Origin of the sequence: Clostridium senegalense JC122 (genome assembly GCF_000285575.1) — a bacterium.
In the GTDB taxonomy this organism is placed as follows: Bacteria; Bacillota; Clostridia; order Clostridiales; family Clostridiaceae; genus Clostridium_J; species Clostridium_J senegalense.
Map to the genome: position 1 here is coordinate 1,193,234 of NZ_HE611050.1, position 26,778 is coordinate 1,220,011.

The 26,778-nt window shown below is 28.4% G+C and carries 33 protein-coding genes and 1 pseudogene; 3 read left to right on the forward strand and 31 right to left on the reverse strand.

All coding sequences use genetic code 11. The features are described from left to right. The 29 genes and pseudogenes from CSGHG_RS22545 to CSGHG_RS06375 form a co-directional block, all read right to left on the reverse strand. Positions 1 to 174, reverse strand: a 174-nt coding sequence (locus CSGHG_RS22545) for a Gp37-like protein (RefSeq protein WP_010293528.1), incomplete at its 3' end; no start/stop codon positions are given. Between the two features lie 3 nt (positions 175 to 177). Then, a complete protein-coding gene (locus tag CSGHG_RS06240; RefSeq protein WP_010293529.1) occupies positions 178 to 1,050 on the reverse strand; it encodes a phage tail family protein in 873 nt (290 codons plus the stop codon). Positions 1,051 to 1,065: 15 nt separating this feature from the next. Continuing rightward, positions 1,066 to 4,317, reverse strand: coding sequence for a phage tail tape measure protein (locus CSGHG_RS21775; protein ID WP_010293530.1), 3,252 nt, complete (start codon positions 4,315 to 4,317; stop codon positions 1,066 to 1,068). Between the two features lie 220 nt (positions 4,318 to 4,537). Continuing rightward, positions 4,538 to 4,819 (reverse strand): hypothetical protein, encoded by a 282-nt coding sequence (locus tag CSGHG_RS06250; protein WP_010293531.1) that lies wholly within the window; start codon positions 4,817 to 4,819, stop codon positions 4,538 to 4,540. A 108-nt stretch (positions 4,820 to 4,927) separates the two neighbouring features. Next, a complete protein-coding gene (locus CSGHG_RS06255; protein ID WP_010293532.1) occupies positions 4,928 to 5,503 on the reverse strand; it encodes a major tail protein in 576 nt (191 codons plus the stop codon). Between the two features lie 17 nt (positions 5,504 to 5,520). Then, positions 5,521 to 5,883, reverse strand: a complete 363-nt coding sequence (locus CSGHG_RS06260) for a hypothetical protein (protein ID WP_010293535.1) — start codon at positions 5,881 to 5,883, stop codon at positions 5,521 to 5,523. Between the two features lie 10 nt (positions 5,884 to 5,893). Further along, entirely contained in the window at positions 5,894 to 6,256 is a 363-nt protein-coding gene (locus CSGHG_RS06265) for an HK97-gp10 family putative phage morphogenesis protein (protein ID WP_010293536.1), read from the reverse strand. Then, positions 6,256 to 6,594 carry a phage head closure protein gene (locus CSGHG_RS06270; RefSeq protein WP_010293538.1) on the reverse strand — a complete coding sequence of 113 codons (339 nt, stop codon included), beginning with the start codon at positions 6,592 to 6,594 and terminating at the stop codon, positions 6,256 to 6,258. Before CSGHG_RS06270 ends, CSGHG_RS06265 begins: the two co-directional genes overlap by 1 nt. Positions 6,595 to 6,612: 18 nt before the next feature. Further along, positions 6,613 to 6,924 carry a head-tail connector protein gene (locus CSGHG_RS06275; protein WP_010293539.1) on the reverse strand — a complete coding sequence of 104 codons (312 nt, stop codon included), beginning with the start codon at positions 6,922 to 6,924 and terminating at the stop codon, positions 6,613 to 6,615. Positions 6,925 to 6,933: 9 nt separating this feature from the next. Further along, on the reverse strand, positions 6,934 to 8,112 hold the full coding sequence (locus CSGHG_RS06280) for a phage major capsid protein (protein ID WP_010293540.1): 1,179 nt from the start codon (positions 8,110 to 8,112) through the stop codon (positions 6,934 to 6,936). Between the two features lie 176 nt (positions 8,113 to 8,288). Beyond that, positions 8,289 to 9,671 carry a DUF2971 domain-containing protein gene (locus CSGHG_RS06285; protein WP_010293541.1) on the reverse strand — a complete coding sequence of 461 codons (1,383 nt, stop codon included), beginning with the start codon at positions 9,669 to 9,671 and terminating at the stop codon, positions 8,289 to 8,291. A 303-nt stretch (positions 9,672 to 9,974) separates the two neighbouring features. Next, positions 9,975 to 10,571 (reverse strand): HK97 family phage prohead protease, encoded by a 597-nt coding sequence (locus CSGHG_RS06290; protein WP_010293542.1) that lies wholly within the window; start codon positions 10,569 to 10,571, stop codon positions 9,975 to 9,977. Next, positions 10,537 to 11,793: a phage portal protein gene (locus CSGHG_RS06295; RefSeq protein WP_010293543.1), complete on the reverse strand. Its 1,257-nt coding sequence runs from the start codon at positions 11,791 to 11,793 to the stop codon at positions 10,537 to 10,539. Before CSGHG_RS06295 ends, CSGHG_RS06290 begins: the two co-directional genes overlap by 35 nt. Further along, positions 11,793 to 11,969 (reverse strand): hypothetical protein, encoded by a 177-nt coding sequence (locus CSGHG_RS23075; RefSeq protein ID WP_155844734.1) that lies wholly within the window; start codon positions 11,967 to 11,969, stop codon positions 11,793 to 11,795. The genes CSGHG_RS06295 and CSGHG_RS23075 overlap by 1 nt, the downstream gene beginning before the upstream one ends. 1 nt (position 11,970) lies before the next feature. Further along, positions 11,971 to 13,716 (reverse strand): terminase large subunit, encoded by a 1,746-nt coding sequence (locus tag CSGHG_RS06305; RefSeq protein ID WP_010293544.1) that lies wholly within the window; start codon positions 13,714 to 13,716, stop codon positions 11,971 to 11,973. Further along, positions 13,709 to 14,215: a phage terminase small subunit P27 family gene (locus CSGHG_RS06310; RefSeq protein ID WP_010293546.1), complete on the reverse strand. Its 507-nt coding sequence runs from the start codon at positions 14,213 to 14,215 to the stop codon at positions 13,709 to 13,711. The genes CSGHG_RS06305 and CSGHG_RS06310 overlap by 8 nt, the downstream gene beginning before the upstream one ends. Before the next feature lie 168 nt (positions 14,216 to 14,383). Continuing rightward, positions 14,384 to 14,815 (reverse strand): HNH endonuclease, encoded by a 432-nt coding sequence (locus tag CSGHG_RS06315; protein WP_010293547.1) that lies wholly within the window; start codon positions 14,813 to 14,815, stop codon positions 14,384 to 14,386. Positions 14,816 to 14,819: 4 nt separating this feature from the next. After that, complete coding sequence (locus tag CSGHG_RS06320) at positions 14,820 to 15,293, reverse strand: hypothetical protein (protein WP_010293550.1); 474 nt, start codon at positions 15,291 to 15,293, stop codon at positions 14,820 to 14,822. A gap of 2 nt (positions 15,294 to 15,295) precedes the next feature. Continuing rightward, positions 15,296 to 15,559: a hypothetical protein gene (locus CSGHG_RS20045; RefSeq protein ID WP_010293551.1), complete on the reverse strand. Its 264-nt coding sequence runs from the start codon at positions 15,557 to 15,559 to the stop codon at positions 15,296 to 15,298. Between the two features lie 226 nt (positions 15,560 to 15,785). Beyond that, positions 15,786 to 16,333: pseudogene (locus tag CSGHG_RS20050) on the reverse strand (site-specific integrase). 14 nt (positions 16,334 to 16,347) lie between these two features. Continuing rightward, positions 16,348 to 16,515 carry a hypothetical protein gene (locus CSGHG_RS23080; protein ID WP_155844735.1) on the reverse strand — a complete coding sequence of 56 codons (168 nt, stop codon included), beginning with the start codon at positions 16,513 to 16,515 and terminating at the stop codon, positions 16,348 to 16,350. Between the two features lie 33 nt (positions 16,516 to 16,548). Beyond that, positions 16,549 to 16,986 carry a sigma factor-like helix-turn-helix DNA-binding protein gene (locus tag CSGHG_RS06340; RefSeq protein ID WP_010293553.1) on the reverse strand — a complete coding sequence of 146 codons (438 nt, stop codon included), beginning with the start codon at positions 16,984 to 16,986 and terminating at the stop codon, positions 16,549 to 16,551. 262 nt (positions 16,987 to 17,248) lie between these two features. Beyond that, positions 17,249 to 18,133 (reverse strand): hypothetical protein, encoded by an 885-nt coding sequence (locus tag CSGHG_RS06345; RefSeq protein WP_010293554.1) that lies wholly within the window; start codon positions 18,131 to 18,133, stop codon positions 17,249 to 17,251. Positions 18,134 to 18,248: 115 nt separating this feature from the next. After that, positions 18,249 to 18,452 carry a hypothetical protein gene (locus tag CSGHG_RS06350; RefSeq protein ID WP_010293555.1) on the reverse strand — a complete coding sequence of 68 codons (204 nt, stop codon included), beginning with the start codon at positions 18,450 to 18,452 and terminating at the stop codon, positions 18,249 to 18,251. 15 nt (positions 18,453 to 18,467) lie between these two features. After that, a complete protein-coding gene (locus CSGHG_RS06355; protein WP_010293556.1) occupies positions 18,468 to 18,872 on the reverse strand; it encodes a hypothetical protein in 405 nt (134 codons plus the stop codon). Continuing rightward, the gene (locus CSGHG_RS23695; RefSeq protein WP_162829341.1) at positions 18,872 to 19,030 is read right to left on the reverse strand and encodes a DUF6906 family protein; all 159 of its coding nucleotides are present in this window, start codon (positions 19,028 to 19,030) and stop codon (positions 18,872 to 18,874) included. Before CSGHG_RS23695 ends, CSGHG_RS06355 begins: the two co-directional genes overlap by 1 nt. A 2-nt stretch (positions 19,031 to 19,032) precedes the next feature. Further along, a complete protein-coding gene (locus tag CSGHG_RS06365) occupies positions 19,033 to 19,896 on the reverse strand; it encodes a phage replisome organizer N-terminal domain-containing protein (RefSeq protein WP_010293557.1) in 864 nt (287 codons plus the stop codon). A 185-nt stretch (positions 19,897 to 20,081) separates the two neighbouring features. Then, positions 20,082 to 20,285 (reverse strand): hypothetical protein, encoded by a 204-nt coding sequence (locus tag CSGHG_RS06370; RefSeq protein ID WP_010293558.1) that lies wholly within the window; start codon positions 20,283 to 20,285, stop codon positions 20,082 to 20,084. 106 nt (positions 20,286 to 20,391) lie between these two features. Further along, complete coding sequence (locus CSGHG_RS06375) at positions 20,392 to 20,625, reverse strand: DUF739 family protein (RefSeq protein WP_010293560.1); 234 nt, start codon at positions 20,623 to 20,625, stop codon at positions 20,392 to 20,394. Positions 20,626 to 20,784: 159 nt separating this feature from the next. Here CSGHG_RS06375 and CSGHG_RS21780 point away from each other — a divergent pair, with 159 nt between their 5' ends. From CSGHG_RS21780 to CSGHG_RS20060, 3 genes are all read left to right on the forward strand, one after another. Continuing rightward, on the forward strand, positions 20,785 to 21,303 hold the full coding sequence (locus CSGHG_RS21780; RefSeq protein ID WP_010293561.1) for a helix-turn-helix domain-containing protein: 519 nt from the start codon (positions 20,785 to 20,787) through the stop codon (positions 21,301 to 21,303). A gap of 36 nt (positions 21,304 to 21,339) precedes the next feature. Further along, on the forward strand, positions 21,340 to 21,819 hold the full coding sequence (locus CSGHG_RS06385) for an ImmA/IrrE family metallo-endopeptidase (RefSeq protein WP_010293562.1): 480 nt from the start codon (positions 21,340 to 21,342) through the stop codon (positions 21,817 to 21,819). Between the two features lie 243 nt (positions 21,820 to 22,062). Further along, a complete protein-coding gene (locus CSGHG_RS20060) occupies positions 22,063 to 23,229 on the forward strand; it encodes a site-specific integrase (protein WP_010293563.1) in 1,167 nt (388 codons plus the stop codon). A gap of 44 nt (positions 23,230 to 23,273) precedes the next feature. On the opposite strand, the gene guaA is transcribed toward CSGHG_RS20060, so the two are convergent. Both guaA and guaB read right to left on the reverse strand, forming a co-directional pair. Beyond that, positions 23,274 to 24,803, reverse strand: a complete 1,530-nt coding sequence (gene guaA / locus CSGHG_RS06400) for a glutamine-hydrolyzing GMP synthase (RefSeq protein WP_010293564.1) — start codon at positions 24,801 to 24,803, stop codon at positions 23,274 to 23,276. Between the two features lie 406 nt (positions 24,804 to 25,209). Then, positions 25,210 to 26,661 carry an IMP dehydrogenase gene (guaB, locus tag CSGHG_RS06405; RefSeq protein WP_010293565.1) on the reverse strand — a complete coding sequence of 484 codons (1,452 nt, stop codon included), beginning with the start codon at positions 26,659 to 26,661 and terminating at the stop codon, positions 25,210 to 25,212. Between the last annotated feature and the right edge of the window lie 117 nt (positions 26,662 to 26,778).

A 26,778-nucleotide genomic window follows, 5' to 3' on the forward strand; every position in this document is an offset into this window, starting at 1 on the left:
ATTCTTTTTATAAATAATATTATCTTTTTTTAGTAAATTTAAAGTATTATTATCTAAACTACAATGTAATTCAAATTCACCAGTTGTATAGAATTTTCTAACCCATTTAAGGGAAATAAAGTTGTCCAATATACCCAAAATTTCTAAATCCTTGTTTAAAATATATAATTCCACACTTTACACCCCTAAATAATTATTTTTATATTTTATAGTCACATTTAAATTTTCTAAATTAGAATCCGCATCATATCGAAATAAATTATCTCCACATTCTAATTGTAAAAATGTACTATCTAAATCTATTAAATTTAATATATTAGTTTCTATATTGTTTAAAATATCTATTATTTTCTTATCTCCAAATTCTGTTGTAACTATAATTTTTTCACCAGCTACCATTGTTTTATTAATTTTTAAAAATTCTCTAGTATTTATATTGAACAAGCTCGGATTAATTAAAGTTCCAGTAGCTAAAAATTCTATTGTTATTCCAGTAGTAACGTGTCCACTATTATAAACATTAACAATAAGACTGGGTTCTCTATATCCCATTATTATTGGCTTATTAATTGTTGGACGCAATGGGAAAGAAAATGAAGGTTTCCAAAGTGCTATATTAACTTTGTTTTCAATGTAATCTTTAAAGTATGGGATTGGACATATTAAAGATATTACAAATTTCGGTCTACGTTCATTACTCGTAATTGTTGGTGCTTTTTCCACTATACAATCTACATATTTTAATGTATTAGTTGTATCATCTAAAAATATTAATTTTCCTGTTAATTTAGGATTGAATATTTTTATAAGCCTAGCTCTATTAATATTTTTATTTTCTAAAATAGTACCTTGTAAAATAATATTTCTATTATTTAATGTACTACCGTTATAACTAGAGCCATCTTGTGCCATACATTTACTTGTATAAATAGTGTTATCTAATCCGCTAATTCCTTCTAACCCATCTAATTGAAATGTATTTGTCCAATTACTAAACTCTAACTTTTCACCTTTAGAATTCTCAAAAACAATTTTTTCATTCCTATTCATTTGTAACCTACTTTCCTAAAATCCTAATCCTAATTCTCTTAGATTATTTTTTGTTTGCCTTGCAATTTCGCTCGGAGTTGGAACAGGATTATAAATATGTTGAATAACATTAATTCCAGTACCTTTAAAACCTCCTAACATTTTAGATGTAACTTGAGCAGCCACTTCCTTAGCTGTATTTAATACCATTTGTTCACTTGCATCATGATTATAAATCCTTGTTCCACTAGGTAAATCATATAATTCATAACCCTTCTCATTAAGGTATGTTAATCCACCCTCAAAATTATTATTTCCTGTCCAGTTACCGGATACATTTTGAGATTTTTCTTTAGCATCAATTTGCTTACGCTGTTCCGTTACTGTATAATCAAAGTTTTTTCCTTCTGGCTGCCAACCACTCCACCATCGTTTTAATTTATCCCATTTACTAAGAATATTACCTGTCATTGTATCGACTTGACTATCCAAATCACTATTCATAGCTCTCATTTTATCTATAGCTCCAATGCGTGTTTCTTCTGCTTTTTTTACAGTTTCATCTTTGGTCTTTTTTGCATCTTCTATAAGAGCTTTGCATTGTTCTCCACTTATTACTTTTGCTTCATCTCTCATTCTAGTTATTGTTGCAACTCTTTTTTCATATTCTTCATTTGCAGATTTTACCGCATTATCTTTACTTTCATTTAATTTTTGTATGTGTTCGGAGCATTGTTCTGCTGTTATTCTCCCATCATAGTCTTTCATTCTTTGTAATATTACCTGTGCTTCAACTTCGTTGTCGCTTAGTGTTTTTATTGCTTGTTCCTTCATTTGCTGTTGTATATTATTTATATCTTGTTTTTCTTTATCTGTTATTTGTCTATGTTCCTCTTTAGCTCTATTTAAAATATCCGTTATTTGTTTACTATAATCATCTACTGTTGTTTTCTTTGAATTATAAAACTCATTTGTTTTAGATAAAATATCTTGTTCTTCTTTATCACTAATAGCTTTACTTTGTGCAAAAAAATCATTTAACTGATTTAAATTTTCTTGTTTATCTTGTTCAATTCCGGTAGTTATTGTTTCTCCCATATTCTGATATTGTGCCGTTAAATCTGCACAATTTTGAGCAGTTATTGCACTAGAATTTATATATAAATTATTTAAACTTTGTGTAACCTGTTGGTCTAGATCCAAATATGCTTGTACTTGTTTTTTTGTTTCTTCTGATATTGTTATTGTGCTTTGTTGTGTAGCAATTTGCATTGTTCCTTGTGCAGTATTTATTGTTTCATATGTAGTAGTTACTTTATCTGCAAATAAATCAATGGCAGGTACTACTTCTTGTGTCATATTATCGTGAACTGCTTTTCCTACAACTATTGCACCACCAATTGCCAATGCGTAAGGTGCTGCTGCTAATGCCGCACCTCCCAATCCTGCTGCCATTGCTCCAAGTCCACTAGCACCACCGGCAACACCGGCTACGCTTCCTATTGTACTTGTTGCAGTCGTTGTCGTTCCTAATACTCCGGCTAATTTACCAAGTCCACCGGCTAAAGAGCCAATCATGCTAATCCCACTACCTACAACCTTTAATGTTCCGCCAACGGCTACCCCTAAACCTGTAAGTTTAATAATGTTTTCTTGTGTTTCGGGACTTAATTTACTAAACCAATCAACCATTTTACTTAAAGAATCTACAAATTTACTGGCAATTGGAATAAGAACTTCTCCTAATTGTATTCCCACACCCTCAAGTTTTGATTTAAGTTCGGTTATTTGTCCTTTTAAATTATCTTGCATTGTTTTAGCCACTTCATTTAATGCACCATTTGAATTTTTTAAATCACTTTCAAGCTGATTAAATTCTTCACTTGTTCCTGATAAAAGTGCATTTAATGTGTCTATTTGAGTTTTACCACCAATCATGGCTAAATACGTATTTTTTTGTTCTTCAGTACAACCTTGTAATTTTTCATTTAATTCTTGTAAAACTACTTTAACGCCTTTAAATTTACCTTCACTATCAAAAGAACTTAATCCTAATTCCTCCATAGCTACACCAGCCTGTCCAGCTCCGGAAGTTAAATTTATTAATACAGAGTTTAAAGCAGTACCCGCTTCACTACCTTTTTTACCTCTATTTGCAAGTACGCCAATTAGTGTTGCACTTTCAGTTAAAGGCACATTTAAGTTTTTAAAAGTTCCACCAACTGAAATATATGCTTCTAGCATTTGCTCTGCTGATGTATTACTTTTTCGCTGTGCTTGTGTACATACATCTAAATATTCCGGAAGTTCGGCAACTTGTAATCCTAATGATGACATGGAATCCGTCACCAAATCCGAAGCACGCGCTAAATCCATATTACCGGCTTCGGATAATCTTAAAACTGGTTCAATACCACTTAAAATCTGACTTGTATTCCAACCGGCTAATCCCATGTAACTCATTGCGTCCGCTGCGTCCTTTGCACTTTTACTGGTCGCTTTACCCATTTCTTTTGCTTTATCTTCCATAGACTTTAAATCATTGCCGGTTGCACTTGTTATAGCTTGTACGTTACTCATACTAGCCTGAAAATCTGAACTTACCTTTAAACTGGCTCCACCTACTGCGACCAAGGGTGCAGTTAATTTTAAAATACTATTTCCCGTACTATTAATTTTATCTCCAGTATTTTTTAAACTTTCACTATGCTTTTTTAGTCCTTCTGATGCAACAAGCCATTTATTTTTACTTTCATCTAATTCTTTATTTATATTATTTAACTGTCCTTGAGTTTTGTGTATCTCTGCATTTGCTTTGTTTAAATCTGTTTCATATTTTTGTACTTGTTTTGCATTATTTTCTACAGCTTTCTCAGCCTTTTTATGTTCTTCTGATAATTTATCTATTTCATCTTTAGCTTTTCTTGCTTGTTCGCTTTCCTTGCCGTAAATTTTTATTGCTTCATCATATTTCTTATTAGCTTGTTCTAAGCTACTTTTTAATTTATCTCTAGTAGAAATATTATTTTGCATTTTGATATTAGTATCTTCTATAGCTTTTTTATAAATTTCTATCTTTTTATTTTGATTTTCTATAGTTTTACTTAATGCTTGTTGAATACTACCTAACTTTTCACTATCTTTACCAAAAGTTTTAATACCTTCACTTGCTGCCTTAATTTCACTCTGATACTTTTTAGTTTCTGCATTTACGCCTTTTATGTCATTATTATATCCACTTGCGTCTAGTACCATTTTGGCAGTAATTAGTTTTGTAGTTTCTCCCATTTAGAATTTCACATCCTTTACCATATAGGTAAATCCTCTATGTTAACTTTTTTAATTTCTTCTTGATGTTTATCAACTTTATTTTTCAAGTTAATATGTGTCTTAAATAAACTTGTTATTTCTCCAAAAGAACTCTCTAGGAATTCATTTCTGTTATAATTTAATTCTTTTTTTGCAATATAAAAGAGCCAATCAAACTCAAGTTTGAAAGGCTCTTTATCTACTTTTTTTCATTATCCGTATTATTTTCTGTTAGTTTATTTAAATCTAATCCTAAATAATTAAAGTATAAATCTAATGCAAAATTTACTAATTCTCCATTTATTTGTGACACTGTTAATTCGTCTATTAATTCATCTATTCCCCAATCCTTTTCCAAGCAACTACAAGCCATAACAATAACACTATTTTTATATAACTGCTTATTATTTATTAATCCCTCTGTGACTGTTCCATAATTCCCGCTCATTTCATCAATTTTTAAGATTGTTCTATTAGTCATTTGGAAAGTATACTCAGTATCACCTATTTTAATTTTTTTATTTTATTATTTATCATAATGTTACACCCTTTCTAAAGTTAAATAGAGAACAGGATTTAATCCTGTTCTCTATGCAGTAATTTCTTTTTTCTCTGGAATAATTACACTTTCAAAAAACTTTTCGTCTGTCATGCCTTGCTCTTCATCTATTTTAAATTTCCATTGACCATTATGTTTTAATGGCTTAAATGTAGCTTTTAATTTTTTAGACTGATTATTTGCCTTTCCTTCTTTACCCTTCATTGTTTCATCTGATATTGTAAATTGACCACTATAATATATAAAATATCTAGCTTTTCCATTCCCTTTTAATGCTTTTGCAAGAATAGCCACTTCGGGGGCTTTATCATTTTCACTATAAATTACTCCTCCACCTTCTGCTATTTTATGTCCTAATAAAAAGGCTTCTTCTTCTTCTTCTAAATCTACAATATCTATTTCTACCTCTATACTTTCTAGTGTTGTTTCAGTACTCCAAACAATCCCCTCTGCATAAGCATTATCTGTATTAATTTTAGGCTTGACCCCTATTTCTCTAATACCTTCAAAGTATTTGGGAATTTCATATGTCAAAGTTTCCATACTATCCTGTTTTAATTCTGCTATATAAAGTTTTTTTAAGTCCACCATGAAATGTACACTCATTTATAAATACCGCCTTTCTAATTGTTGTCAAAATTTCTAGTTATGTTAAATCTTATAGCTTTATGATATAGCTTAGTGTCCTCTTCGTATAAATCTACTGCACTATCTCTATTAAAGCCATTTTTAAGCATTATTTCTTTGACCTTTTCTTCTACTTGTGAATAATCTCCTGTTGAAAATATATCAACTTGCACTATATAGGTTGTTTCCCTTTCTTCTCCTTCCGAATATTCCTTACCATATTCATTTATAATTTCATATTCTAAATACATTTCTTTATTAGGATTGTTTGCATGAAGAAAAAACACACGCCCATCTGCTAATAAATCTAAAATTTCTTTATTGCTCAACGTCTGTTTTACATACTGTTTTATATTCAATTTTTATCACCTACTTAAACACTTTATCTAATAATTCTTTTGATAATATTTCTATAACTTTATCCTGTGTTCCCGTAACACTTCTTTCAAAGAATCCTATATTCTTTTTGCTCCTACTTGTCCCAAATTCTTGAAATATACCGTAAAACATTCCTAGTTTTATTTCTCCTACAACTGCTAAACCATCATTTTTAACTGTTCTTTTTAATTTAGATAATTTTCTTGTTTTTCCTTTTGGGGTTTGCATTTCTATTTCATCACCTATTGTATTAACTGCTTTTCTCATACCTTTTTTTATATCAGCATCATCTATAGTTGCATCTTTGAGCATATCTGTAACTTCTTCTAGTCCTTCAACTTCAATATAATTCATCAATATATCTCAATAGCCTTTATTTTTAAATATTTATTTTCATATTTTTTATTATCTGTAAATTCTATATTAAAGTGCCTATTATTAAAGTTTATTCTATAATCTTTAGAATCCTTAGAATTTAATACTTCTAACTTTTTATTATATCTTACTGTAAATTCTACTGTATTCTCTGCTTGAATTGCTTTAGCACTCCAAAACTCTTTACCATATAAATTATTTACACTTGCCCAAACTGTTTTATACTCTATCCATTTTTCAATATCAAATCCATTAGCTGTTGTTGTACTACTATATTTTTCTATAGTTATTCTTTTATTTAATTTTTCAAAGTTCAAAATTTCACCCCTAATATATTAACTGATGTAATCACATCTTAATTGAAGCTGAAAAATCATTGATTGTACTGTATATCGTACTTTTTCCGATACTCCTGTGCTTTTACCTAAATTCGTGTTAAAGCTTCTATTTTCGTAAAAATCGGAAATTAAAACCAAAGCTAATAACTTAGCTTTGGTTTTTGATTTTTCTCCCATTTCTTCAATTGGTCTTACTGCGTCCTCTATATAAATTTCAGCATTTTGGATTAATAAATTTATTAAATTATCTTCTTCATCATAATCATCTAGTTTTAAATATTCTTTAACCTCTTCTAAACTTACTAACATGATTTATTCCTAAACTGCTGCTAAATTTATATCTATTTTCACACCAAACTTTTTAACTCTAGCGTCGGTTTTTTCTATAGCTGACTTAGTATCAAATCTTTCTATAATTCTTACTATAGTTTGATTTTTAGTGTATCCAGCTTCTTTGGATTGGTCTATTAAATATTGTTTTCTATCAAAGAATTTTATAAGTGTTTTTAAGTCTGCTAATATAAATTCAGCTTTATCCGCAGTTACTGGCATTACTTCGCTATCAACCTCAATTACTGGTCTACCTTTAAATATTAAGTCCCCGCCATCTGATAATTCTTTTAAAAGTGGTCTACCTTGCTTATCCATTAATCCATCAAGGTATGCTCTTCCTTCACTATTTGTTATTATTATTGCTCTATTTCTTGCATTTGGAGCTAAACTGTTTATAGCCGAAACTAATGTGTTATAATCTTCTCCGCTTTTAACTTCTAATAAATCTAAAGCTCTTTCTATAATTTCAGCATTTTCCGTGTTTACTGCACATTCTGCAAATTCTTCATTTACATACTCCAAAAAGTTTATGCTTTCATCTTCTAAAAGTGAATTATCTATGGGTGCAAGCAATCCATAATCATCAATATCATAACTTAATGGCTGTGTTTCTATCATTGCATTAACTAATTCTTTATCTTTAACTAAATTCGCTAATTTACTAGGTGTATTTCCTTTTCTAACTGGCATTTTACCACTTAGCGAATTAACGGGTATGACATGACAATATTGTTTTAAACCTTGATAACCTTCTTTTAATTTTTCAAATTCTGTTATAAATTCATGTGGAATTATAGCACCATTGTTATCACTTGAAATTACTGCTCTTTCTTCTTCACTTAATGGATTTTTAAGAATTGTATTAGCCATTGCTCTTAGCTGTAAACTTCTTGTTTCTTCGTTGCTTCTTATTTCTTTATTTATTTGAGTTCCTTTTGTTGTAAAACTTCTTTCTTCTTCAATTTTATCTAAGATATTTTGAATTTCTTCTTCTAAAATTTCCGTTCTTGCTTCTACTCTTTCTTTTTCTATTGATTTTTTTCTTGCTTCATCTTCTTTATTGTCTGTTGCTGCTGTTCTTATTTCAGTTACCAATGAACTTCTTTTTTCTTCTAATTCCTTTTTCTTTGCTCTTAATTCTTTTAATCTTTCAAATAAATTCATGTTTAATACCTTCCTTTGTTATAATTTTTTGTATAAAAAAAGACCCTGTAGGTCTATATTTAATTTTATTTTGTTTTAATTCGTCTTAATCATCAAAAGCACATACATTCAATATAATAAAAATATATCTATAATATAAGCGATAAGCATTTTTATACTTCTTATCGCCTATAAACTTATATATAATTTTGTTTTAGCTTTACTGCCTTAATTTCTCCTTTTTCTGGACAATATCTAGCTTGATAAAACTTAAACTCTTTACGATTTATCTCATTACACTTTTTTCTTATAATTTCAATTATTTTTATTTTATCTTTAATAGATGTTTTAATGCCAAAAATAATTCCTTCTAAATCCTTAAAATTATAATTATATTTTCTTTTATCTGTAGTAGAATTATCTATAATAAAATTCTCAGCAATCAATCTATATTCATTTTCATATTCCCAATCTTTTGTTTTGCTTGTTACACTACTTATTAAATTATCCCAATATTTTTTTGAAAAATCATAATCTTTCTCAAATATTTCTTTAGCGCATTCACTTGTATTACCTTCTTCATCACTAAACCATTTTTCCATAATGCTCTTCTTCGATAAGGTTCCAATATTTTTAAAAAAATCTATATCTATAAATTTTTCTATATATTTTACTTTATATAACTCATAATCTATTGTTGATCCCTCTGAATGATTTAATGTTAAAAAATTTTTATTATCTTTTTCTTTTGTATTAAATATTAAGCATACACCTTTGTGATTATCTCCATAATTTCCCCATACTGAAGAATTTCTATAATCAGACATAAAGCAAGCAGTATACCAATCAGGATAAATTAATTGTTCAATTTTTTCTATAAATCTTTTAGGAAAATCATATATAATATATCTAAGTTTCTTGCTATTACCATTATTGGAACTATCTAATAAAGTTAATAAATTTATTTCATCATTCATTATAGTATATTCCTTAAAAACATCCTCTAAATTAATATCATTTTTACTAATATTATTTCGTAAATTGTCCATAAATTCAAAAAAATCTTTTACGTACTTCATGTAAATTTTAGAATTTAAATTTTTTTCATTTCCATTATGTTTATTTAACATTTTAAGTATTATCTGTAATGCGTACGGAGTTACCACTTGTAAATAAGTTATTAATTCATCAAACCTAATCGGGCTAGTTCTATTAGCTAAAAATTCAGGAATTTTTTCAATAAAATCGTGTGAAAAAAATTCATCTTCTATATCTTGTATTAATAATTTATTATATTCTAAATGAGACTTATCATATATCCAACTAAAATGAATATCATCTAATTTTTCATATTCATCATCTTTTAAAATACATCCTACTATCATTACATGATTAAGAGTCCTAATATAGTTTTTTAAAAAATTACGCCAAACTATTTTATCACCTTTCCAAAACATATTTTTAAAGCCTTCCATTGGATCATTTAATTTGCTTGGTTCCGCAAAATAAATTTCTTGATTTTTAAGTTCTTCATGTTTATCTAATAAACACTCACTTGACCTAAATCTATATATATACATTGCTCTCACCTCTCAGAAATATTATAAACTATAATTTGGTCATCTCATAATATTAAACTACTTTTACAACTAATATTTTAATGTTTTATATACATAAAGAAATGTAATTAATTATGAATATGCTCACGCACTTCTTTTTTCTAAGTTTCTCGAAGTAATTTTCTAGTATTTTGTTTATAGTTTTGTAACTTTTATACTTTATACACCTGTCCATATTACTATTACACACAAATTTTCTACAGTTTTTGAAATACCGTAATGCCCTTGCAATTTTTTTAAATAGCTAAATATATTTCAGCTCTATTAATAAACTTCTATTTTCTTTTTTTCTTCTTCACTTGATCCAGTTTTCATCTTAAATTTTTCTAAGCTTCTACAATCGACCTCAGTATCTTCATATGCTGGAAATGGTGTGGGTGAAATTTCAAATAATTCAACTTCTAATAAAGTCCTTTTCATTATTTTCTTGCCATATTTTTCAATCTCTGACCATTTATCATTTAATACTCTAAAACCAAAACTATTCCCATCTATATCTCCACGTTTTACACTTTCATATAAATCATTTCCGACTTGTGTGTTTGGTAAATCTATTTCAAATCTTAATCCTATATTGTCACTTTCAAGCCTTAATGTTTGGCTCTTAGTAGAACCTAAAACATAATCTGTATTATGATTGTATAATGCCTTTATAGTGTTATTTCTTATAGCATTATCAAATGCACCGTCAGCAATTACTTCGACAAATTCATCACCCCACCAGTCACGTAAAATTTGTGACTCAGCATTATATTTAGCTACATATCCTTCTATTGTCTTTTGTTCTGAATTTTCTTCTTTACTTCTTACTTCTAAATGACAATAATTATTCCTTACTTCCCTTTTTACTTCCTTTCCCATTTTCATCACCTCCCCTCATATATTGTGTTCCAGCCATTTCAACTGGCATTATATTCCCATTAGCTAATAATTTGTCGCCACCCTCTAATGGCTCTAAATCTTCTTTGCTTCTTGCTTCATTAGGTGTTAATACACTTCCCTGTATTCCTACCCTATAAGCTTCATATCTATCTTTTAAGCTTGTCCTTAATATTGCATCTACATTGAATTTAAAATAATATCCTTTTTCAAATTCTGACCTTGCCAAAAGCTTATAATTAAGCTCCTGTTCATATCCGGTTAACATAGGCTGTAATGTGTCTATATAAAACTCATTTTGCTGCTCTACTATATTTGTATGTGTTGCTCTTTCTAAATCGTTTAAATGATGAGATTTGATCCCAAATACTGCTGCTATCTGTCTATAATTAAGCTTTGCATTATCTAAAAATTGTGCGTCTGCCATACTTAAACTTATTGGCTGAAATTGATAGCCTATAGGAAGCATAGAAACTGAATGAGCATTAGCAAGACCATTACTCATATTTTCAAATTCCTTTATAAATATTTTTTTAGCTTCTGGGTTCAAATCACCTACATATTGAATTATGCCTTTAACACTGAGCCCATTTCTAAAGAACTTATTTATAAATTCCTGTGTACACTTTCCATTTTCAACTAGACACCTTAAATAATCTAATGGCGGTATTCCAATTAATCCATCTAGGGTTATATCACCTAAAAAATGAAGCATTTCGTCAGCAAATAGTTTATATTGCTTACCTTTATCAGTTACTATATACCAAATTTTATTTGTACTTAATAAGCTTTCATCATCTACTACAATTTTTACTTTATCCGCTTCTATAGGTATTAAAGAATCTATATCACCTTTTTTATTTCTTATTATTGCCGCAAAGGCATTGCCTTTTAATGCTCTTTGCGTTTCTATAGCCTTCCAAAAGTTTATTGATGACATAAATTTATTAGGTCTTAATTTCAATAAATATGATAATTCATTACCTTTGCACTCTATTTTATTTTTATAAAGCTTTAAAGGTAGCTTTCCAATGCTCTCAGAACGTATTTTAGTACAAATGTATACTGTAGCTTCTTTTAATGAATTAAATCCATTTACAGCTAAATTAGAACCATTTAAACCGAACAATTCTGCAAGTTTTTCATTATATATTGAAAAATCACTTTTTTCACTGTTTCTACGTTCAAATATTTTGCCTAGCATTATTTATACCTCTGAATCTTACTTAACGTACAAGCTAACCAAATACAACCTATACCAATAAGATAATTAGTTACTATGGGACTAATTTTATACGTAGTTTTAATTATTAAAAAAAGACCTATTATCAAAAATACGTCCTCAATATTTTTCTTTATAAAATTTTTGATTTTCTTCATGTTACTTTTTCCCCCATAATCTTTTTAAGAAATCTTCCTCGGCAAATTCACTTACATTCATTTCCGGCTTACTCCAATGTTGCATTGCTAATTGATGAGAAAATATTGAACACGCAATCGGGTCAATTCTTTTAAACTTGCTTATTTTAGATATTTTAATTTCACCAAAACTGTTTTTATCTACTTCGGAATTGTTTAAACTCCATGTCATTAATTTATTACCATCATGAACAATTTGCTTAACCTTAACTAAATCTCTAAAATTTACAGTAGCTTCATTTAATCCCCTTGCACTTTGTTTAATTTCAATGCAAGTATATCCACGACTTTCAAGCTCTCCCACTAGCATTGTAGCTCCATTAGGGTCATATCCTATTTGCTTAATATCTAAATCATATTTTTCTTTTATTTCTTCTATATAATTTAATACCGCCCAATAATCAACCGTTAGACCCTCATTTGCTTCTGTAGAAGTTAACCAGTCGTTTCTGCGCCATATTGAATATGGTACATTATCAGTTTTGCTCTTTTCTTCTTCTACTGCTGCGGGGATAAATGAATGACCAAATAAAGCATATTTTCGTGTATTATCTTCTACATCTATGAATGGGAATTCAAAACTTATTGATGTTAAATCACCTGTTTTGGATAAATCCATGCCAACATAACAAGTACAACCTCGAAAATCTTCTAAAGTCATTTCTTTTTTACACTTTTTCCAAAGCTCCACATCCATATATCTTTTTTCACCGGCAGCAACATAGATATTACAGTTCTTAGTTAAAAATTCCGGAAGTTTCTTTTCATCACTTGAATTTTTAGCAAGTTTTGCATTTTCTCTCATACTTTCTAATCCCGCTTCATATGTACATAAAACAGGGTTAGCTTTTATCCAGTTTTCCTCACAGAATGGGTCATCACCTTTATCCAGTTCACAAATCATAACAAAGTATCTGTCATTGTCTATTGTTCCATCTAAGATATTACAACAATCTAAGTATTCACAATAACACGCAGTACCTTCGTAATCTTCACCAGCGGTTGTAATTATAACTAATAATGGCTCTGTACGGGACATCATTCCCGATTTCATAACATCATACATTCTACTATCTCTATGCGCATGATATTCGTCTATGACTGACATTTGTGGGTTCTTACCATCTCCGGTTTTACCTGCTTTCTGTGATAAGTGTCTTATAAAACTAGAACTCTTTAAATGTCTTATTTCTTTTTGTACTATCTTAAATTTCTTTTTTAATGGCTTTGTAAGCATTAAATCAACTTCATCAAACACAATTTTAGCTTGTTCTCTTTCAACCCCTAATGTGTAAATTTCTGCGGCATTATATCCCTTTGCTCCACATTCATAAGAAGCCATACCCGCCTCCATTTGTGATTTTGCATTTTTTCTAGCTACTTGGATAAAAGCAAATCTGAATCTGCGGTAATTAGTTACTTTATGTTTCCATGCTTCAATATTGCATATAACGAATTTTTGCCATGAATTTAATACAATTGGTTGTCCTTCCAGTGCTCCCTTACTATGTTTACAATAAGAATACCAATCAATTATTTTTTGTGCTTCTTCTTCGTCCCAGTACCAGTCCCACGAATCAAGTTCCATTTTCCTTAAATCATCTAAAAACCTTTGACAAGCTTGTTTATGTCTTTTACACGCTGTTAACTTTTCATTAACTATATCATTACTATAATTTATTAATTCTTCAAGTACTGTATTATACATATCCAAACTTTCTATTGAATTCTTTTTCGTCCTCATCAAGTTCTTTTGAATTATCTTGAATTATTTTTAATCTTGCAGCCGGTGTTAATCCGAACTCATTTGATACTTTCCTAACAAGTTCCGCATATTCCATTTGAACTGTTATAAGTGGATTTTTTTGAGTTGTTGAAAATCCTTTTTTATTTACGTGTTCTATGGTCAACTCATCTGAGTTTAATTTTAAAGTTGCTTCTATATACTTATCGAAAGCATTTGAAAGTATAGCAAGGTTATAAATATCTATATTAGCCAATATTTCTAATGCTTCAAGCTCCTTGACTATATCCTTAAATATTTTCTTAGCTCCTTTATTTAGCCATGTTGGCGGTCGTATTTTATCATTACTTAATTTTTTTAATTCTTCTTCCTGTTCTTGTCTTTTCTCTATCTCTTCCTTTGTCAAATGGGATTTATTCCCGTTTGCAAGAATTTGAGATACTGAAATCACCTTTCTAGCCAAAAGTACCTTGACCCCCTTTCCTTTGAAAAAACGAAAAAAATTCATAAGACTGAGACCCAGTGGTGTTTTATAATTGATTGAAAAATTTTTCCACCACCCCTCCCCCTTTTTTCTAAGATTCTAATGCTTTAGTAATCTATTTTTATTATTAATGTCTTAACCTTTATATTATCTATCTTTAATTAAGGATTTTAATTTATGTTGCATATCTTCCTTATGTTTATTACTTCTTTTGTACTCTGCGTGTACTTCATTATGACAACTGTTGCATAAGCTTATTAAGTTCCTAGGTTCACATCTTAGCTCCCAATTTTCTTTAAGCTCTGTTATATGGTGTACAAGCTCCATGAATGTTATAGCTTTATTACTTAAACATAGCACACATAGTCCTTTATCCTTTGCCTTTATATCTGCTCTAGTTAATAGCCACTCATCACTATGGTAAAAGCTTGTACTATTCTTATCTCTTATTGTCAAATCATAAATATAATTACTTAACCTTTTTTCTTCTTCATGAATCTTCTTATGTTTATCACAGTATGTTTGTTTCATAGATATTAATTCATTGCAACCTCTAGCGTAACAAATCTTTTTAGGCATAATATTATTTCCTGTCTAAAATTCCCTTATGTTCTCCTAGAATATAGTTACTAAAATAATTTACACTATAAAACATTAATTCACCTGTTCCAGTAGCAATCATAAAATTAAAACCGCAAGAAACTTTTTTCCAATGTCTTTTTAAATTATTAACTGTACTATCTGTTATTTGTGAAGCCGATAGCCTAGAAAGTTTATATCTGATAAAGTCATCTCTAGTTATAACTTTATATTGGTTCATTTCTGCATTTGTACTTATGGTCGCTTCATCTCGATCGGGTTCTAATTTCTCTGTCATATTATTAAAATCTTGTGCTGCTCCTTCCATCTGCTCTACTAATTCACCTATAGAAATTAATGTATCAACAAATGAATTCATACAATTTAAGTTTTCTTTAAACTCTTTAGCTTCTTTTATTTCTTTTCTTAGTTCTGTTCTAGCATTTTTCTTTCTAAGTTCTTGTAATCTCTCTTGCATTTCTAAAACTCCTCTTTCTCTAATTTTTCTTTTAACTTAAACATTCTCTCTGACATTTCTTTTTTAGTCTTTAATAACTCTTTATTTAATTTTCTTACTTTCTCTTGTTGTTTTCTTATAACCACATCTGTAGCCACTCCTATATTTCTTTCACCGCAATGGGGACATTTAAAATATAAAACCTCTATTGCACTTACTTGGAATATCTTTCTTTTCATGTCTAAAATGAAATCTTTATTGCATTTATCACACTTCAAAACGTTCATAAAATTACCTCCTAAAACATAAAAAATCTCACATAATTTATATTGTCTAAATTATGCAAGATTGTACTTTTTAACTTGTATGGAATTACCTTCAATACACATTGTGTCTAATTCGCCATTTCCCTCAAACTATATTAATTTCAGTACTTTAAGCTATTTTCCATTTTTCAATTACACATAGGCTAAATATGTCCAATTCATTAAAAATAAACAATAAAAAAAGACTTTAGTATATTCTAAAGTTCTTCATCATTTTATTAATATGGCTTTGTTTAATCCCTATATATCTTAAAGTAACTTCCGGTGCTGCATGATTAAAAATTTCTTGTAATGCGACCACATCTTTATATTGTATATAGAAATGATAACCAAAGGTTTTACGCAATGTATGTGTACCTAAATTATATAGACCAACTGCTCTACCCGCTTCACTCAAAATGTTATAAGCTTGTTTTCTTCCTAGTGCTTTATTATATCCAGTTCTACTTTTTATTAAGTATTCATTTAGCTCTTTTCCTTCTATGTACTTTTTAATTTCTTTTTTAGGTGTGGAGCTATTGGGAATATTTTTTGTTTTCCTGTTTTTTGTTCTCTAATACAAATCATGTCTTTATTTTTCACGTCCCTAACTCTTAGCCTTAAAATATCAGAAATTCTTAAACCATTATAAATACCTATCTGAAACATAATATAATTTCTTTCACTATACTTTCTTAAATAATTACTTATATCTTCTACTTTTTCCGGTTCTCTTATTGGCTCTACATAATTCATTCTTCTACCTCAATTTATTTAACTTGTCTTATAGCTCCACCCTTTGCTCTTTTATAATAGTTGTGTGTCATAAGGTTTTTTATATCTTTTTCTGTAAACTTAACTTGATTTTCTTTCTTTTTAGTTTTTATCTTTTTATAAACCTCTGATTGATTTTCTTTTATAATATCTCCTATTTTCATAGCTAATTTCCTCCATCAAAAAAAGACACCCATTTATGAGTGCCTAAACATTATATGTGCCATTTTTTTAATACCTTTGCTTTTTAAACCTCTTGCCCATGCTTCCGAAATATCCATTTTCCTAGCTATATTTCCCCACGAATAACCAACAAGCTCTATATATCTAAGCTCTATAACTTGCTTTTCTTTTGGTTTTAATCCATCTAACGTATTATCTATTTTTCTATTAATTAAATTTAACTGATTTTTTATATTTAAAAGCTTCTTAGTCTTTTCTTCTTTTTGTATTAATTGCTGCTCAACTGTATATTGGATTTTATTTGTTTTAGAAGTTTTTTCTCCTTCTGAGTTTATTGAGCTTATTGAAATATTATTTAATTCTTCTAGCTCTAATTCAATATTTCTTATCTCAATCTCATTTGAATTATATTCTTTTAACATGCGTTCTATTTTTTTAATGTTTTCTTTCAAGCTCTCACCCCTCACGTTTTTCTTTCTTTTTCGTTAAGTTTTTCTATGCTAATATATTACCCTGTATTTCTGATACACTTCTACACATGAAATCAAGTTTTTTACACCTTTTTTTTACTACTTTTCCGATAGTTTTCTAACATATTATTTTCATTTAACTTATTACTATGGTTACATGTTAAATTAAATCTATAAATATATTTCTACGATATGTTAAAAAATACCGCATATTCACATGTTGAATAATACGGTAATACCGGTGTTAAATATTTGTAATTGGATAATCAATTATCATTTTATATAGACAATCTGTAAGGAATACTAAACTCATCATATTTTTATGATTTATTAAATCTAATCGTTCTCCATGTAATATATGCCTAGTTATAAAATTAGGATTATTGGATGTACTTTTGTATATATAGTAATTGCTTTTTTTATTAAAGAATGTAAAAAATAATTTATCCAGTTGAGAATACTTTCCACTCTTGAAACAATTTTTTTTCAAAGTTTCAATAATATTTTTAGTAATTCTATCCTCCCCTATAGGATTTCCTGTAATTTCTGCTGATTTTCTAACTTTATATTCTATTAGTGTAAATAGATTTAAAGTAGTTACATATACATTTCTTTGTTGAAAATTTATCTGAATTTCTCTAATAAACTCCTTTATAAACTCCTCATCTTCATCCTCAATCCATTCATTCATACTATTATAATAGAATAATAAAAGTTCATTATCATCTAATAAATTTTTAATATCTATATTTTCTGTAAATCTTTCATCAAACTTAATCATATCATTTAAAGTTTTATTTTTTAAAAAGTAAAATATTGGAGGACATAATCCTTCTTTTATAAATATATTTAGAAATTCAGTATTACTTTCTAATAAACATGTAACTAAAAATATATTTACTCCTTTTTTATGCAAGAGTTCCTTTCTTAATTTATCTAAGACAGCAAAATACACTTCTATTCCTACACTAAATTTTTCTGCTAATTTCGAAACAATTATAGGTAAATTACTCAACGTTTCTAAAAACTGATTCACTACACAAGGTATTTTAACCTTAATTTCGGAATAATAAGATAAATTGTTTTTAATAACTTCAATTTCATTTTTCATATCATAATCATCAATCATATAAGCTTCAACCCCTTATACATTTATCTTAATATTTAAAATATACTAAATCAACATCATGTTTTTCAATTTTAAAAGAACATTATATATTTTAATTTGTCTTAATCTTGTACTTTTATTTTTTTGTATGATCTTTTGTAATTCTTATTTTTTCTTTTAAATTTTGTATGGTATTGCTAAAGTCACAGTTCTGTCCAGCCTTAACTCCTTCTTTTATTAAATTCTTAATCTCATATTCTCTCATAATTTCATTTTGCTCCTTTGATATAAGCTTATCTACTTTTCTCTTAGTATTAAAATCTTTATATTGTATACTCAATATAGTTATATTAATTTATTCCTTAATCTTTCCATCTAAAAACACCACCTTAACAGGATTATTTATATATGACCACTGTAAATCTTTTTTACTACTCAATACATGGTTTTTAATTACTTCTGTGTTATCTTGTATTATCTCTCTAGTATTCAAATTATATTGGTATAATTTATCTATAGAATTATTTGCACTTTCTAAAATTTTTCTTATATTCTCCATTTCGTAAATTTGTTCCTTTTGAAATTCTAATATTTGACTTTGAGTTATATCCATATCCTTTATGCTAAAAAAATTATCTGTTGATTTATTATTTATTTTTCTTAAATCCTTATTAATAATATTTAATCTTTTATCTATAATTTTTAAACCTATTCTAATAGCACACACTGAAATTACTCCTAATACAACTAATGTAACCACTATTTTTCTCCCTCCATTTTGAAAATTTCACCTGTTTCTCTATTAATAAACTCATGTAAAGTACTTGTATTCTTTATACATAAATAATTCTTAAAGTTAAGTCCTTTTGCTAATAACATAAACTTTTGTTTTCTAGTAAGTTTCTTACCATTTTTCACTTCTATTCCCCCTCTTTATCAGACCATCCCAATAGGTCTTTTTCTAATTCATCAAAATCATATTCCCTCTGCTCAAAATTATTAAAAGTACCATTATTCCCATTGGCTTTATTATTCTTTTGTTTTTGCCTGTCTTTTGGTTTCTCTTCCATATCCCAATTTCTTAATATTCCATAAACATAAGCTAAATTTAGATTTGAATTAAATACCGCTACACTCAAAGCTTCCTTTATCCACCAACTGGGAAAGCCTTTAAGTATCGATTTTATGTTTTGGTCAGTAGCTCTTATAAAGTTATTTTCTATAAGGTACTTTTTTAAATCTTCAAAATTAATATCAGTTTCATCAAAACTATTACTACAACTACTCTCTATAGTTGTAGTCTCTATCTCTATATCTTTATCTCTATTCTCTATATCTATCTCTGTCTCTATCTCTATCTCTGTCGGACAATTCGGAGACAATTGAGGGACATTGTCCTTAAGTTTTGCGTTTAGCCTTTGTTGCCTTTTTTTCTTAGCCCATTCACTCTCACTTCCAACCATATTTTCTAACTGTGATAAATAAATTTCTCCATTTTCCAAAATCTGAACTAAACCAATTTTTTTAAATACTTCCATAGCAATTCTTACTGTATCTGCATTAGTGTTTGTCATTGAAGCTAATTTTTTTACATCATAAGGTACTAATATTTGTCCTACATTTCTTATAAGAATTCCATTTGTTTTTAGTGACTTTAAGCATAATTTTAAGTAAAATAAGCAATAGTCCTTTCCATTTTCTTGTTCTTCCAGCCATTGAATAGTATCTTCTTCAAAAAAATCTTCTTTCATCTTCAACCAGTAATACTTTTTATCTTTTGCCATATTTGTTTTCCCCCTATTGTAAATTAAAGCTACTATGCTATAATTTACTTAGATAGTACAAATTTATTATCTAAGTAAATTTAGCGTAGTGTTTAGGTTGCTCTGCCAAGCAACCTATTTTTATTTTAATAAAATCTATCCATATAGTGCTTGTACAACATATCTTATAAACTCTATCTATTATCTTATATCCCATACTCTTTAAAAAATTTATCACGTGATACTCTTGCATTATTAACAACTAATTGTGGATTTATTTTTCCTTCCTGTTCCAAAATTTTATTTACTGTTTTTATATATGTTCTAGCAGCAGGCTCACTACATTCCATTATTTCTACTACATGTTTAGTTGTTAAAACTATTGGATAATCTATTTTGTTTTTAATCATACTAATTGCTCCTTTTTTATATTCTTATTTGATAGGTTTTTATAAGTTGTAACGTGCAATTTTATGAATCTATAGTGAATTGTTTTATTACAACTTATTAATCAACTCAAAATCTCATCATCCTTTGTTGCATTTTTGGGATGCAACCAGCAAAAAAAATTTCTATTGGATTATCTATTTCTAATATATTAACTATTTTCACAACTTCATCTAGTGTAAATTGTGAACGCTTATTTAGTTTAGCATTTAGTGCTTGTTGCGTTATTCCTAGTTCTTTAGCCATATTTTTTTGAGTATAACTTTTTTCAACCATTCTACCCTTCAATTTATTTACATCCATATTTACCACCTCTTTCGTTGCATTTTTGGGATGATTAAATAATATCATCCTCTTTTTTTTATGTCAACCCAAATATGCAACTTTTTTTTATATATTTTACATTTTTCGTTGCATTTATGAAAAAATCTTTTATAATGTTAATTAGAGAGGATGAGTAATATGAATCAAGAAGAAAAAATGGATACAATAATAGACCGTATTAAAAATAGAAGAACCGAATTAATGTTGTCATATCAAGATTTAGCTAATAAAACAGGTCTAAGCAAATCTACTTTACAAAGATATGAAACTGGTTCAATAAAGAATATGCCCCTAGATAAACTGGAAGTTTTAGCAAAAGCATTAAATGTTGAGCCTTATTATTTAATGGGATGGGATATAAAAAAAAATGATGCTTTATCCAAAGATGAAATAGCATTATTAGAAAATTACAATAGTTTAAATAGTTTAGGTAAAAACAAACTAATTGAGTATAGCAATGATTTAAATGAAACTCTTAAATATACAGAAAAAAATAAAGAAAATACAGTTACTGAGCTAATTACTGCAACTATACCTTATGCTGATTATGAAGTAACTACCTTTGCTGCACATGATGATGATAATCCAGAAATTGCAAAGCATGATTTAGAAGTTGCAAGAGAATTTATTGCTAACTTAAAAAAGAAAAACAAATAAAATTTATATACTTATTTTATGGGTTGGGGTGTTTATATGACTGAATTTGAAAAATTAATTGCAAAATCCCAAGAGATTGGAATTAAAGTTTATGAATTGGAAACCTTTAAAGGTAAAAGTGGATACTATTTTGACAATACAATATTAATAAACAAGAATTTATCTTATATAGAAAAACGTTGTATTATGATGGAAGAATTAGGACACCATTTTAAAACACACGGTGATATATCAGACCAAAAAAAAGTTGAAAATAGAAAACAAGAATTAGTAGCTCGACGTTGGGCTTATGAAAACCTTATTGAAATAGCTAAATTGATACATACTTATAAAAATGGTCTCAAAGAAAAATTTGAAATATCGGAATTTTTAGATATAACAGAAGATTTTTTAGAAGGAACTCTTCAACATTATAGACAAAAATATGGTACTCACTTTGAAATGGGAAAATATATAATTTTTTTTGAACCAACGATTACCGTAATAGATAAAACTGAATTAAAACAAAGCATTTAGATAAGGAGATGTTTAAAATGAAATTTAAAGATACTAATAGTGAAAAATATGATCTAGTTTTGTTTTTAAACCTTTCTGATAAACTTAAAAGCATAAAAATTTATAAATTTATAGATAATAAAAGCACAATTCAGTACCCCAACCAATAATCATTTTTAACATATAATATATAATTAAAGAATATTTATCTAGTTAATTTTAAAAATACATTTAATTTTAACTAGATTGATGAGGTGAATTTGAATGACAACTATAAAAAAGGATGAAAAAAACAACCTATATTGGTTTAAAATTTCTTTAGGTACTGACCCCACAACTGGAAAACGTAGACAGACAACAAGGCGTGGATTTAAGAAAAAAGCTGATGCAGAAAAAGCTTATAATGATTTAAAAAACCAATATTACAATGGTGTCCTTGTTTATAATAAATCTACTAAACTTAAAGAATTTATAGCTGAATATTTAAAGTGGTACAAAACACAAGTTAGAAGTACTACTTATGAAAACAGAGTTAGTAGTATAAATAAAAATATTATTGCCATTTGGGGTGAATATAAGATTGAGCAAATAACACCAATTGCAATTCAAAAATGGCAACATGAGCTACTAAGTAATAAACTTAATCAAAATTATGTTAGAAGCTTACATATATCTTTAAGTCAAATTTTAGAAAGAGCTATTACTTTAGATATAATAAAAACTAATCCTGCAAAAAAAGCTGGTAATGTTAAACGTAAAAAAGTTGAAGTTGAATTTTGGACAGAAGCTGAGCTTAGATTAATTTTAGAAACTATGGATAAAACAAACTTAATCCAATATTTTGGATATATAATTATTAAATTTTTATTTTATACAGGCTTAAGATTTTCTGAAATGCAAGCATTACAATGGACTGATTTTTATGAAATAAACAAAAGTATTTCTATAAGCAAAGACTTAGATTATAAAAATCAAAACAACTGGGTATTTGATGACCTCAAAAATAAGTCCTCTTATCGTTCTATTATATTAGATGATGATACCTTTTATATGTTATTAGAATGGAAAAACTTCCAAAAAACATTATTTAATGTAAAAGAAGATAGTTTTATATTTAGCTACGACAATGGTATTCCAACTAATAAATATTTTCCGATGAACACAATAATAAGACATGCTAAAAAAGCAAATATAAAAAGAATTAAAACCCATGCTCTTCGTCACAGTCATGCATCATTCTTAATATCTTTAGATATTAATATAATTGCTATAGCAAAAAGACTTGGGCATACAGATGTTCAAGAAGTTTTGAAAACATATGGTCATCTATATCCTCAACACCAATTTGATGTTGTTGAGAATATAAATAACCATATTAAAAATTCAAAAAAAATAAAACGGGGTCAATTGAAGGTCAAAACCTTTCAATAAACCCCTAAATATAAGTAATTAACCTATTTATTTAATTATAACAACTATTCCCACTCAATAGTTGATGGTGGTTTAGAAGTTACATCATAAACAATTCTGTTTATCCCTTTAACTTCATTTACTATTCTTCTAGATACTTTATCTAAAACTTCATATGGTATTCTTGCCCAATCAGAAGTCATTCCATCTGAAGATGTTACAGCTCTTAATGCTACTGTATGACAGTAAGTTCTCTCATCACCCATAACTCCAACTGATTGGATATTTGGAAGGCAAGCGAAATATTGCCATATCTTACTTTCTAATCCATTTAACGCAACTTCTTCTCTGAATATTGCATCAGCTTCTCTTACTATAGATAATTTTTCTTCAGTAACTTCACCAAGAACTCTTATAGCAAGTCCTGGACCTGGGAATGGCTGTCTCCATACTAAGTTATGAGGAATTCCTATTTCTTCTCCAACTGCTCTAACTTCATCTTTAAATAATTCTCTTAATGGCTCAATTAATTTAAATGTAATATCTTCTGGAAGTCCTCCAACATTGTGATGACTTTTTATTGTAGCTGAAGTGTTAGTTCCACTTTCTACTACATCTGCATATATTGTTCCTTGCACTAAGAAATCTATTTCTCCAAGTTTATTTGATTCTTCTTCAAATACTCTTATAAATTCTTCACCGATTATTTTTCTCTTTCTTTCTGGATCACTTACACCTTTAAGTTTGCCTAAGAATCTATCTTGTGCATTAACTCTTATTAGGTTCATATCAAAACCTTTTCTAAATACTTCTTCTACTTGATCCCCTTCATCTTTTCTTAAAAGACCGTGATCAACAAATACACAAGTTAACTGCTTTCCTATTGCTTTATGTACAAGAACTGCAGCTACTGATGAATCTACTCCACCAGATAAAGCGCATAAAACTTTTTTATCGCCAACTAATTCTTTTATTTCTTTTATTTTTTCTTCTGCAAAAGAAGACATTGACCAATCGCCTTTAACTTCACAAACATTGTATAAGAAGTTTGTTAACATTTTTGCTCCAAATAAAGTATGTTCAACTTCTGGATGGAATTGTACTCCATAAAGTTTTTTGTCTTCATTGCATATAGCAGCCACTGGACATTGATTGCTATATCCTATAATATCAAAGCCTGTTGGTGCTTTTTCTATGTAATCTGTATGACTCATCCAACATTGTTTTTCTGTTATTCCATCAAATAACTTATTGTTAGTTGTAAGTTCTACATCTGTTTTTCCATATTCTCTTATAGTTGCAGTTTTAACACATCCACCTAACATATGAGACATAAGTTGAGCACCGTAACATATTCCTAATATAGGTATGTTAAGCTCAAATAGCTCTTTATCTACCTGTGGAGAATCCTCACCATAAACACTGTTTGGACCACCTGTAAAAATTATTCCTTTTGGATTTAATTCCTTAACTTTTTCAGCAGAAATTGTATATGGAACTATTTCACAATATACTTTATTTTCTCTTACTCTTCTTGCGATAAGTTGATTATATTGACCGCCAAAGTCAACAACTAAAACTAGTTCTCTGCTCATCATAGGCCTCCCTTTTCTAATTTCTTATGAAACTATAGTTTATTTATATTTAAATTACTTGTATCCATTTTTAACTGAATATAGGGTTACAAGTCGACTTTTTAAGTTATTCATTATTTAATGATAATATTTTATTATTTCATGAATAACCTTAAAGACGCACTTATTTCCCTATATATAGTTTGAAACTTATATTTTAACTTATACATTGAAAATTTCAGATATTCACATCAGTGATGTCATGATCAAAATTTCTTAAATTTAAAAGTAAATATATATTAATACTTATATATAATTAACAAATAAATTTTAATTCCAACTTAACTCACTATATTTATTAAATAGCATATCATATTTTTCTTACTATTTAAACCTCTTCTCAGCTTAATATCTATCCTCTACTAAACTATAAACTATAGTTTGGTGCTTCTTTTGTTATTGATATGTCATGTGGATGACTTTCTTTTAGTCCTGCTGATGTTTGAACAACAAATCTAGCTGTTTCAAACAATTGTTGTAAAGTTGGTGCTCCTAAATATCCCATTCCTGAACGTATTCCGCCCATTAATTGGAATATTGTATCAACAACAGCTCCTTTAAATGGAAGTCTTCCCTCAACACCTTCTGGTACTAATTTTTTGCTATCTTCTTGGAAATATCTATCTTTACTTCCTGCTGCCATAGCTCCTAATGAGCCCATTCCTCTATAGACTTTATATTTTCTTCCTTGGTATATTTCAGTTTCACCTGGAGCTTCTTCACAACCAGCGAACATAGAACCCATCATACAAACTTTAGCTCCTGCTGCTAATGCTTTTACTATATCTCCTGAGTATTTTAAACCACCATCTGCTATAACAGGCACTCCATATTTATTAGCTTCTTCTACACAATCCATTACTGCAGTTAATTGAGGAACTCCAACACCTGCAACAACTCTTGTTGTACATATTGAACCTGGTCCTATACCAACTTTTACACAGTCAGCACCAGCTTCAATTAATTCTTTTGTAGCTTCTGGTGTAGCAACGTTACCAGCTATAATTTGAAGTTCTGGATATTTAACTTTTACAGTTCTTACTGCATCTATAACGCCCTTTGAATGACCATGAGCTGTATCAATAGTTATTACATCAACTTCTGCTTCAACTAAAGCATCTACTCTTTCCATCATATCTTTTGTTACTCCAACAGCTGCACCACATAAAAGTCTACCTTTTCCATCTTTAGCTGCATTTGGATAAATTCTAACTTTTTCTATATCTTTTATTGTTATTAAACCTTTTAGTTTAAAGTTCTCATCTACTAATGGCAGTTTTTCTATTTTGTGTGTTTTAAGTATTTCTTTAGCTTCATCTAAAGTTGTATCTTCTTTTGCTGTTATTAAATTTTCTTTTGTCATAACTTCTTCAATTTTTCTTGAAAAATCTTTTTCAAACAGCATATCTCTATTAGTGATTATTCCAACTAATGTATTATCTTCTTTAACTACTGGCACTCCTGATATTCTGTATCTTGCCATTACTTTATCAGCTTCTTCTAAAGTATTGCTTGGATATAAATAAAATGGATTTGTTATTACTCCATTTTCTTGTCTTTTTACAGTATCAACTTCTGCCGCTTGTTCTTCTATTGACATATTTTTATGTATAATACCTATTCCACCTTCACGAGCCATAGCTATAGCCATTTTAGCTTCTGTAACAGTATCCATTCCTGCACTCATAAGTGGCATATTTAACTTTATAGTTTTTGTAAGGTTAGTTTTTAAAGTAACATCCTTTGGTAAAACCTCTGATTTATTTGGAACTAATAATACATCATCAAATGTATATGCTTGTTTTAAAATAACTGCCATTTAAAATCACTCCTCATTCTTAATTTTTATCCATTATATCTCTTTAAATCAACTGTTAGTCTTAATTGGAAAGAATTTTTAAAAGATTTAGTGTATAAATTCTTTTTAAAATTTACA